Consider the following 9,879-nt stretch of genomic DNA (forward strand, 5'->3'; position numbering starts at 1 on the left):
CATGCCAGCGCTGCCCGCGCCACGAGCTCGAGCGCAGGGCGCGGATCGGTCTCGTCACCACGCGCGATCCGGTGCAGGATCAGCCCCTCGGCGCACGCCATGACCGCAGCCGCACCGGTGGCAGGGTCCGACGACCCGAGCCGCGCGAGCACGGACACCACCTCGTCCTCCAGCGCGCGTCGGCCGGCCGACAGAGCGTCCCGGAGCACGGGGTCGTGGCTCGCCTCCATGAAGAGGACCAGGCGGGCGGTGGTCAGCGTGCGCTGGACCGTGGTCGTGAACACGACCAGCGCACAGACCGACTCGATCACCTCGTCGACCGACGTCGGCGCGAGCGCGGTGGCGGCCTCCGGCATCTCGCGCTCGATGATCCGCCCCGCCACCCCGGCGAGCAGGGACGCGCGGGTCCGGAAGTAGTTGGACGTCGAGCCCCGGGGGATCCCGGCCCGCTCGTCGACCCGGACGTGGGTGAGCGCGCGCAGGCCCTCGGTGCCCAGCAGCTCGATCGCGGCGTCGAGCGCGCGGACCTTCGGTGACGTCATGCGCGCACTATAGACGTAGTAGACTCACTACTACGATCGTAGTACCGTCGGCAGATGGACGCCTTCCCGGCCCTCGACGGGGTCACCCACCGGTTCGTGGAGCTGCCCGGCCTGCGCATGCACGTCGCCGAGGCGGGCAACGGTCCCCCGGTGCTGCTGCTGCACGGCTTCCCGCAGCACTGGTGGGAGTGGCGCAAGGTCATCCCCGAGCTCGCGCAGGACCACCACGTGGTCTGCCCCGACCTGCGCGGCGCCGGGTGGACGGACGCTCCCTCCGGCGGCTACGTCCGCGAGCAGCTCCTGGCGGACGTGGTCGAGCTGCTGGACGCGCTCGGGCTGACGAAGGTCGACCTCGTCGCGCACGACTACGGCGCGATCCTCGGGTACGGGCTCTGCCTCGAGCACCCGGACCGCGTCGGCGCCTTCCTCACGTTCGGCAGTGGGCACCCGTTCGTCCGGATGCACCCGCGGATGCTCACCGTCGCGTGGCGGCTGTGGTTCCAGTGGGTCATCGCCACGCCCGGTCTCGGACCGTGGGCACTGCGGTCCGGACGGCAACGGCTCGTGCGGTACCTGCTGCGCGACTTCCGGACCGGAGCGGACGCATTGCCCGAGAGCGACGTCGAGCTGTTCGCCGCACCCCTGCGAGATCCCGCCCGTGCTCGCGCCGGCTCCGCGCTCTACCGGAACGCCATCCTCGGGGAGGTCGGACGGATCGCCCGCGGAGCGTACCGGGACGCGCTGCTGACCACGCCGACCGTCGTGCTGTACGGCGCGGACGACCCGGCGGGCCTCCCGCTCGAGCTCCTGGGCGGGTACGAGGACCACGCGGACGACCTCACGCAGGAGCTCGTCGCCGGCGCCGGGCACTTCATCGCGGACGAGCGCCCGGACGCGGTCGTCGACCACGCCCGGGCGCTGTTCCGACGCACTGCTCAGGCGGCGCCTCCCCGTGCCACGGCCGCACGGCCGGCCTCCAGCCGCGCGATCGGCACGCGGAACGGCGAGCACGACACGTAGTCCAGCCCCACCTCGTGGAAGAAGTGGATCGACTCCGGGTCTCCCCCGTGCTCACCGCACACCCCGATGTGCAGGCCCGGCTTGGTCGCCCTGCCACCCTCCACGCCGGCCCGCACCAGGGAGCCCACGCCATCGGCATCGAGCGTCTCGAACGGGGAGATGGTCAGCACGCCGTTCTGCAGGTAGTCGGCGAAGAACGCCCGTTCGACATCGTCCCGCGAGAACCCCCACGTGGTCTGCGTGAGGTCGTTGGTGCCGAAGGAGAAGAAGTCGGCCTCCTCGGCGATCCGGTGCGCGGTCAGTGCTGCACGGGGCAGCTCGATCATGCAGCCGATCGGCACGTCGAGCGGGACGCCGGACGACGCACTGACCTCGGCCAGGACCCGCTCGGCCTCCTCGCGGACCAGCTGCAGCTCCCGTACCGATCCCACGAGCGGGACCATGATCTCCGGCCGCGGGTCGAGTCCGGCCTGCCGCAGCTGCACGGTCGCCTCCGCGATCGCGCGCACCTGCAGGGCGAACAGGCCCGGCAGCGTCAGCCCGAGCCGCACCCCGCGCAGCCCCAGCATCGGGTTCTGCTCGTGCATCCGCTCGACCGCCGCCAGGAGGGCGACTTCCTTCGGGTCCGGCTCCTCGGCCACCGCGACCCTGACCGCCAGCTCCGTGAGGTCCGGCAGGAACTCGTGCAGCGGGGGGTCGATGAGCCGGATGGTCGTCGGCAGCCCGTCCATGGCCTCCAGCAGGCTGGCGAAGTCCTCGCGCTGGAGCGGGAGGAGGGCGTCGAGGGCGACCGAGCGGTCGTCGTCGTTGTCGGCCAGGATGAGCCGCTCGATGTGCTCGCGCCGCTCGCCCAGGAACTGGTGCTCCGTCCGGCACAGCCCCACACCCTCGGCTCCCCGCGCCCGTGCGCGGCGGGCGTCCTCGGCCGTGTCGGCGTTGGTGCGCACCTGCATCCGGCGGACGAAGTCGGCATGCCGCAGGACGCGGTCCACGGCCGAGACCAGGGCACGAGCCTCGGGATCGGTCGCCGCAGCCAGCCCGGCGTCGAGCCCTTCGGCGACGTAGACCATGACCGGTGAGTCGACCACCGGCACCGAGCCGCGGAAGACCTCCCCCGTGGACCCGTCGATCGCGATCGTGTCCCCTGCGTGGAGCACCTGGTCACGCACGCGCACCTCGCCGCGGGCGACGTCGACCTCGACCTCCTCCGCGCCGACCACGGCGCATGTCCCCATGCCGCGTGCGACGACGGCCGCGTGGGACGTCTTCCCACCGCGGGCGGTGAGGATGCCGTCGGCGACGATCATCCCCTGCAGGTCGTCCGGGTTGGTCTCCCGGCGCACCAGGATCACATGAGCGCCGGCCTCGGTCCGCTCGAGCGCCTGGGCGTTGTCCAGGACGATCTCGCCCACCGCCGCGCCCGGTGACGCCGCCATGGCGGTGGTCAGCAGGTGCCGGTCGGCGCTCGCGTCGAACTGCGGGAACAGAAGCTGGTTGAGCTTGTCACCCGGGCAGCGCGTGATCGCCTCGTCCATCGTGATGAGGCTCTCGTCCACCAGCTCGGTCGCGATCCGGAACGCCGCGGCCGCGGTGCGCTTGCCCACCCGGGTCTGCAGCAGCCAGAGCTTGCCGCGCTCGATGGTGAACTCGATGTCGCACAGGTCGCGGTAGTGCGTCTCGAGGCGGCGCATCGCGTGCCGCAGCGCGTCGTAGGAGACGGGGTCGAGCACCTCGAGCTCCGACAAGGGCAGCGTGTTGCGGATCCCGGCGACCACGTCCTCGCCCTGAGCGTTCGGCAGGTAGTCGCCGTAGACCCCGGCCTCGCCGGTCGACGGGTCGCGCGTGAAGCAGACCCCGGTGCCGGACGTCTCACCCAGGTTGCCGAACACCATGCTCACCACGTTGACGGCGGTCCCCAGGTCGTTCGGGATGCGCTCGCGGCGACGGTAGAGCCGGGCGCGGTCGGTGTTCCACGAGTCGAGGACGGCCTCGATCGCCATGTCGAGCTGCTCGCGCGGGTGCTGCGGGAACTCCCGGCCCGTCTGCTCGACGACGATCTCCTTGAAGGTGTGCACGAGCACGTGCAGGTCCTGCGCGGACAGGTCGACGTCGGTGGCGGCGCCGACTGCGGTCTTGCGCTCGTCCAGGGCGGCCGCGAACAGCTCCCCGTCGATCCCCAGCACCGTCTTGCCGAACATCTGGATGAGCCGGCGGTAGGAGTCCCAGGCGAACCGCTCGTCCCCGGAGAACTCGGTGAGGCCCTTCACGGACGCGTCGTTGAGCCCGATGTTCAGGACGGTCTCCATCATGCCCGGCATCGAGAACTTCGCCCCGGAGCGCACGGACACCAGCAGCGGCTCGTGGAAGTCGCCCAGGCGCCGCCCGATCGTGTCCTCGATCTCCCGCACGGCCAGCGTCACCTCGACGCGAAGCTCGGGCGGGACGTGCCCGTCGCGCATGTACGCCCGGCACGCCTCGGTGGTGATCGTGAACCCCGGTGGCACGGGCAGGTCCAGCTTGGTCATCTCTGCCAGGTTGGCGCCCTTGCCGCCCAGCAGATCCTTCTTGTCCTTGTCGCCGTCAACGAACCGTGAGACGTACCTGGTCATGGAAAGGCTCCTGTCCACAGGCCTGGACGAGGGAGTACTCGCCGGCTTCGAGCGTCCAGGCTGCTCGGGAGCGGCTTCAATGGATTCATGCTGTCAAGAACAGCACTTCTTGCTCTAGCGTCAACGCCATGTCGACGGACTCAGCCCGGCCGGTCATCGACCTCCCCACCGAATCCCGCGGCTCGACGCCGCCGGGGTCGCAGCTGCTCATGCTCGGACGGCGCATCCGGCACGCCCGCACCGAGCGCGGGCTGACGCTCGACGAGCTCGGACGCCTCGCCGGCAGCACCGCGAGCCAGCTCTCCCTCGTCGAGAACGGTCGTCGCGAACCTCGGCTCAGCCTCCTGCAGGCCCTGGCCGCGGCGCTGGGCACCACGACGACGGACCTGCTCGACGCCGCTCCCCCGTCCCGGCGGGCCGCCCTCGAGATCGAGCTGGACCGCGCCCAGGGCACCGCGGCCTACGCTGCGCTGGGCCTGCCGAGCGTGCGTCCCGCCCGGAACCTGTCGACCGAGGCGCTCGAGGCACTGGTCGGCCTCCACCACGAGCTGGCCCGGCGCGACGACGCCGCGATCGCGACGCCCGAGGAAGCGCGCCGGGCCACGACCGCGCTGCGGCTCTGGATGACGGAGCGCAACAACCACCTGCCCGAGATCGAGGAGGTGGCCGAGGACCTCGTGCGGCGAGCGGGCTACACGACCGGCGCCCTGACCCACAGCGCCGTCGCCCAGATGGCCGCCGACCTCGGCTTCGCGCTCCTGCACGTGGACGACCTGCCCCACTCGACGCGCACCGTCACCGACCTGGCCAACGGACGCATCTACCTGCCACCCGCGTCGATCCCCGGCGGGCACGGCCTGCGCTCGCTCGCGCTGCAGGCGATCGCGCACCGGGTGCTCGGGCACTCGACTCCCCGCAGCTACGCCGACTTCCTGCGGCAGCGCGTCGAGATCACCTACTTCGCGGCCGCCTGCCTGATGCCACGCACGGCCGCGGTAGCGCACCTGAGCGCGGCCAAGCGCCGCAAGGAGCTGGCCGTCGAGGACTTCCGCGACGCGTTCGGGGTCACCCACGAGGCCGCCGCGCAGCGCCTGACCAACCTGCTCACGGAGCACCTCGACATCCGGCTGCACTTCCTGCGGGTGGGCGACGACGGCACCCTGTTCAAGGGATACAGCAACGACGCCGTCCGCTTCCCGGCCGACGGCACCGGGGCCATCGAGGGCCAGGTCGTGTGCCGGCAGTGGGCCGCCCGGTCGGCGTTCACGCGGCGGAACCGTGCCACGGAGTACTTCCAGTACACCGACACCCCCGAGGGCACGTTCTGGTGCAGCACCCAGACGGGCTCGACGTCCGCCGGCGGGTTCTCGATCACCGTGGGGGTCCCGTTCGGCGCCGCGAAGTGGTTCCGCGGACGGGACACCTCGACACGGCGCGAGTCCCGCTGCCCGGACCCGTCCTGCTGCCGGCAGCCCGACCCCGGACTGGCGACACGGTGGGCGCGCCACGCGTGGCCCAGCGCCGCCGTGCACGCGCACGTGCTCTCGCCCCTGCCGACCGGGGCCTTCCCGGGTGTGGAGGTGGCCGAGGTGTACGCGTTCCTCGATCGCCACGCAGGCGGCCACGGGGAGGCCTGAATGGTGCACAGTGGCGTCATGGCCCAGATCCGGGTGTTCGTGCTCGACGACCACGAGGTGGTGCGCCAGGGCCTGCTGCGCCTCATCGAGGCCGACCCCGAGATGACGGTGGTCGGCGAGGCGGCGACCGCCGCGGAAGCGCTCGTGCGCGTCCCGCGCGCCGACGCGGACGTCGCCCTGCTCGACGTGCGGCTCCCCGACGGCAGCGGCGTCGAGGTCTGCCGGGAGCTCGCCGCGCTGGCCCCCGGCGTCCGGTGCCTCATGCTCACGTCGTACGAGGACGACGAGGCGCTGCTGGCCTCGATCACCGCGGGTGCCGCCGGGTACGTGCTCAAGGAGATCCGCGGTCCGCAGCTGCTCGACTCGATCAGGCTCGTCGCCGGCGGCCGCTCGCTGCTCGATCCGGCGACGACCGGTCGGGTGCTCGACCGTCTCCGGGAGTCGCAGCGGCACGACGCCCGGCTGGACCTGCTGACCGCCCAGGAGAGCGCCGTGCTGGACCTCATCGGCGAGGGGTTGACCAACCGGCAGATCGCGGACCGGATGTTCCTCGCGGAGAAGACCGTGAAGAACTACATCTCCAGCCTGCTGGCCAAGATCGAGGTGCGAGGACGGACGCAGGCCGCTCTGTTCATCGCGGAACAGCATCGTCTGCACCCTGACCCGACCGGGGTCACCGCGCCGGAGCCCCGAGCGGACCGGGGTCGATCGGACGCAGGCCCAGAAGCAGGCCGGTGAGCCCGACGCCCCAGGCGCGTGCCCGCTCCAGCTCGCCGTCGCGCAGCGGTCCCTTGATCCCCATCACCCAGAAGCTCTCGGCCTCGGCCGCCACCTGGAACCCGGCACGACGCAGCACGCGCCACGCGCCCACCGCGGCAGACCCGGGGACGTGCGGGCTGTGGATCCGGGTGTCGAACGTCGCCGCGTGGACGGTGCGCTCCGGAGGATCGAGCTCGCGGAGCCACTCGCGCACGCCGACGGACACGCCGTCGGGCTCGGTACCCGCCTGCTTCTCGGCGTCCGCGCGCGTCGCGGGCCGGCTCATGCCGAACGCCTGGGTCGGCGCACCGACCACCAGCAGCTCGAGGTCGGGTGGGAGCCTGCGGGGGGCCGCCGTGACGTCCAGGAGGGCGACGTCCTGCATCCGGCTGAACATGCCCTCCCAGACCGCCTTCGCGATCTGGCCCGTGTTCCCGAACGACGACTCGTACACCACCAGTGCCCGCATCGCCCTCACCTCCTCGTGTGTCGACCTGGGTCCAGGATTCGCCGGTCGCCCTCGCCGCCCCAGGGCCTAAGGGCCCTGTTCGTCTCCACGACGAGTGCTCGCACCTATGCTCCGAGCATGCGAGCGGACGAGGCCGGGACGGAACGCGACGAACGTCTCGAGGCGCTGATGGGCGCCGTGGTGTCGATGTCGGCCGAGCTCGACATCGCGACTGTCCTCGAGCGGCTCGTCTCCGCCGGGTGCACGCTCACGGGCGCCCGCTACGGCGCCCTGGGGGTGCTCGGCGACCACGGCGGGCTGCAGGAGTTCGTGTACCGGGGCATCGACGACGAGACCGCCCGCAGGATCGGTCATCTCCCCGAGGGAAAGGGTGTGCTGGGCCATCTGGTGTCGAGCCCCCACCCGCTGCGGTTGCACGACCTCGCGGACCACCCCTCGTCCGTGGGCTTCCCGCAGAACCATCCGCCGATGCACACGTTCCTCGGCGTCCCCGTCCTCGCGCGCGGTGCTGTCTTCGGCAACCTCTACCTCACGGACAAGGAGGGGCACGCCGACTTCACCGCGCGGGACGAGCAGGTCGCCGTCGCGCTCGCCGCGGCCGCGGGCGTCGCGCTCGGCCATGCGSGGGCCTACCGCCAGGCCCGTGAGCACGAGCTGTGGCTCGAGACGGCCGCCGCGTGCACGTCGACCCTGACCAGCGGCCTGCCGCGCGACGACGCCGTGACGTCGGTGCTCGCCCGCGTCCGGCAGAGCTCCGGCGCCCCGACCTCGCGGCTGTTCGGGCTCACCGACGACCTCCCGCCGGAGATCGAGCCGGACCTCGCCGGTCGATGGCCGGTGCTGCGCCGCGTCCCGGACGGTGCGGACCTCGACGTGGTCGGGTCCGCCTGGGTGCTCGCGGTCCCGCTGCGCAGCGGTGAGCGCTGGATCGGCGCGCTCGCGCTCGCCTGGCCCGCGGGCGACACGACCACGGCGCCCGAGCCGGACCTGCCGAGCGTCGCGGGGTTCGCGGAGCAGCTCGCCCTCGCGTTCGACGTGGCGGACGCGCAGTCCGACCGGGCGCGCCTCGCGGTGCTCGAAGAGCGCGAGCGGATCGCGCGGGACCTGCACGACATGGTCATCCAGCGGCTGTTCGCCATCGGGCTGGACGTGCAGGGAGCCGCCCAGGAGGTGGTGCACCCCGACGTGGCACGCCGGCTCGAGGACGCGATCGACGACCTGGACGAGACCATCAAGGACGTGCGCACGACCATCTTCCGGCTCAGCGCGCGCGGCGGCGCGACCGGGTCCGGGCTGCGGAACCGCATCGACGCCGAGGTGGTGAACGCGCGGCACGGCCTCGGGTTCATGCCCCGGCTGCGCACCGACGGCGTCACCGCCACCGTGCCCGAGGACGTCGCCGAGGACGCCGTCGCGGTGGTGCGCGAGGCGCTGTCCAACATCGCGCGGCACGCCCACGCGCACGAGGTGGTGGTCCGGCTGGACGTCGGGCTCGACCTGCTGATCGAGGTCCAGGACGACGGGATCGGGGTCCCGGCCGACGTCGCGGTGCGCAGCGGGCTGGCCAACCTGGAGTACCGCGCGGTCCGGCGCGGTGGCACCCTCGTCGTGACGGCGCTTCCCGAGGGCGGCACACACCTGCAGTGGTCGGTCCCCCTGCCCTGACGGGACCATCGACCCTGCCTGTCCTGCGCGCCGCGGATCCACGCTGGAGGTGCGCGGGCGACCGTGCCCGACGCGGTCGAGGTGAGGAGTCACCATGAAAGCGCTCGTGTTCCACGGTCCAGGGACCATCACGTGGGAAGAGGTCCGAGACGCCGCCCTGGTCGAGCCGACCGACGCGGTCGTCCGGATGGACACCACCACGATCTGCGGGACCGACCTCCACATCCTGCGCGGTGACGTGCCGACCGTCGCGGACGGCCGCATCCTCGGGCACGAGGGCGTCGGCACCGTGGTCGAGGTGGGCGACGGAGTCCGCAACCATGCACCCGGCGACCGGGTGATCATCGCGTGCATCAGCGGCTGCGGCGTGTGCACGTACTGCCGCGCGCAGTTCCCGTCGCACTGCCTGGCGCCCGAGGGCACCTCCGGCATCGGCTGGGTGCTGGGGCACCTCATCGACGGCACGCAGGCCGAGCTGGTGCGCATCCCGTTCGCGGACAGCTCCCTGCACCGGCTGCCGCCCACGGTTCCCGACGAGCTGGCCGTGCTGCTCTCCGACATCCTGCCCACGGGCTTCGAGATCGGCGTGCGGTACGGGCAGGTGCAGCCGGGCGACACCGTGGCGGTCGTGGGCGCCGGACCTGTCGGGCTGGCCGCGATCGCGACCGCCGGCCTGTACGGCGCCGCGCAGATCATCGCGATCGACCGCGACACCCACCGGCTCGACGTCGCCAAGCGCCTGGGCGCCACGCTCGCCGTCGACTCGTCGACCCCCGACTGGAAGGCCCAGGTCATGGCGGCGACGGACGACGCAGGGGTGGACGTGGCCATCGAGGCCGTCGGCATCCCCGAGACGTTCACGATGTGCACGGACCTGGTGCGCCCGGGTGGGCACGTGGCGAACGTCGGCGTGCACGGCCGGCCGGTCGAGCTGGCGCTGCAGGACCTGTGGATCAAGAACGTCACGATCACGACGGGTCTGGTGAACACGACGACGCTGCCGATGCYGCTGCGCCTGGTCGAGGCCGGGAAGCTGCCGGTCGGGGCGTTCGTCACGCACCGGTTCGCGCTGGCGGACATCCTGGACGCCTACCGGACGTTCGGGAGCGCCGCACAGACGCAGGCGCTCAAGGTCGTGATGACCCGATGAGCGCAGGGGCGCAGGAGGGCCCGGCTCC

At 72.4% G+C, this 9,879-nt stretch carries 8 protein-coding genes; 5 read left to right on the forward strand and 3 right to left on the reverse strand.

Going from position 1 to position 9,879, the window contains the following annotated elements:
* Positions 1–542, reverse strand: a 542-nt coding sequence (locus AC1DUQ_RS10665; protein ID WP_477061856.1) for a TetR/AcrR family transcriptional regulator, incomplete at its 3' end; no start/stop codon positions are given.
* Between the two features lie 54 nt (positions 543–596).
* Between AC1DUQ_RS10665 and AC1DUQ_RS10670 the strand changes: the two genes are divergently transcribed.
* Positions 597–1,562, forward strand: a complete 966-nt coding sequence (locus tag AC1DUQ_RS10670) for an alpha/beta fold hydrolase (RefSeq protein WP_477061855.1) — start codon at positions 597–599, stop codon at positions 1,560–1,562.
* Here AC1DUQ_RS10670 and ppdK read toward each other — a convergent pair.
* Entirely contained in the window at positions 1,478–4,171 is a 2,694-nt protein-coding gene (gene ppdK, locus AC1DUQ_RS10675; protein WP_477061854.1) for a pyruvate, phosphate dikinase, read from the reverse strand. The two genes, AC1DUQ_RS10670 and ppdK, sit on opposite strands and share 85 nt — an antisense overlap.
* Before the next feature lie 128 nt (positions 4,172–4,299).
* Between ppdK and AC1DUQ_RS10680 the strand changes: the two genes are divergently transcribed.
* Both AC1DUQ_RS10680 and AC1DUQ_RS10685 read left to right on the forward strand, forming a co-directional pair.
* On the forward strand, positions 4,300–5,808 hold the full coding sequence (locus tag AC1DUQ_RS10680; protein ID WP_477061853.1) for a helix-turn-helix domain-containing protein: 1,509 nt from the start codon (positions 4,300–4,302) through the stop codon (positions 5,806–5,808).
* 18 nt (positions 5,809–5,826) lie between these two features.
* Entirely contained in the window at positions 5,827–6,546 is a 720-nt protein-coding gene (locus AC1DUQ_RS10685) for a response regulator (protein WP_477061852.1), read from the forward strand.
* Here the strand turns inward: AC1DUQ_RS10685 and AC1DUQ_RS10690 are convergent.
* Positions 6,482–7,036, reverse strand: coding sequence for a flavodoxin family protein (locus AC1DUQ_RS10690; RefSeq protein ID WP_477061851.1), 555 nt, complete (start codon positions 7,034–7,036; stop codon positions 6,482–6,484). The genes AC1DUQ_RS10685 and AC1DUQ_RS10690 overlap by 65 nt on opposite strands.
* Before the next feature lie 117 nt (positions 7,037–7,153).
* Here AC1DUQ_RS10690 and AC1DUQ_RS10695 point away from each other — a divergent pair, with 117 nt between their 5' ends.
* Together AC1DUQ_RS10695 and AC1DUQ_RS10700 are read left to right on the forward strand one after the other, a co-directional pair.
* Positions 7,154–8,701 carry a GAF domain-containing sensor histidine kinase gene (locus tag AC1DUQ_RS10695; protein WP_477073771.1) on the forward strand — a complete coding sequence of 516 codons (1,548 nt, stop codon included), beginning with the start codon at positions 7,154–7,156 and terminating at the stop codon, positions 8,699–8,701.
* Positions 8,702–8,795: 94 nt separating this feature from the next.
* Positions 8,796–9,851 carry a zinc-dependent alcohol dehydrogenase family protein gene (locus tag AC1DUQ_RS10700; protein WP_477073772.1) on the forward strand — a complete coding sequence of 352 codons (1,056 nt, stop codon included), beginning with the start codon at positions 8,796–8,798 and terminating at the stop codon, positions 9,849–9,851.
* Positions 9,852–9,879 lie beyond the last annotated feature (28 nt).

The organism is Cellulomonas sp. P4_B5_2, from assembly GCF_056402235.1.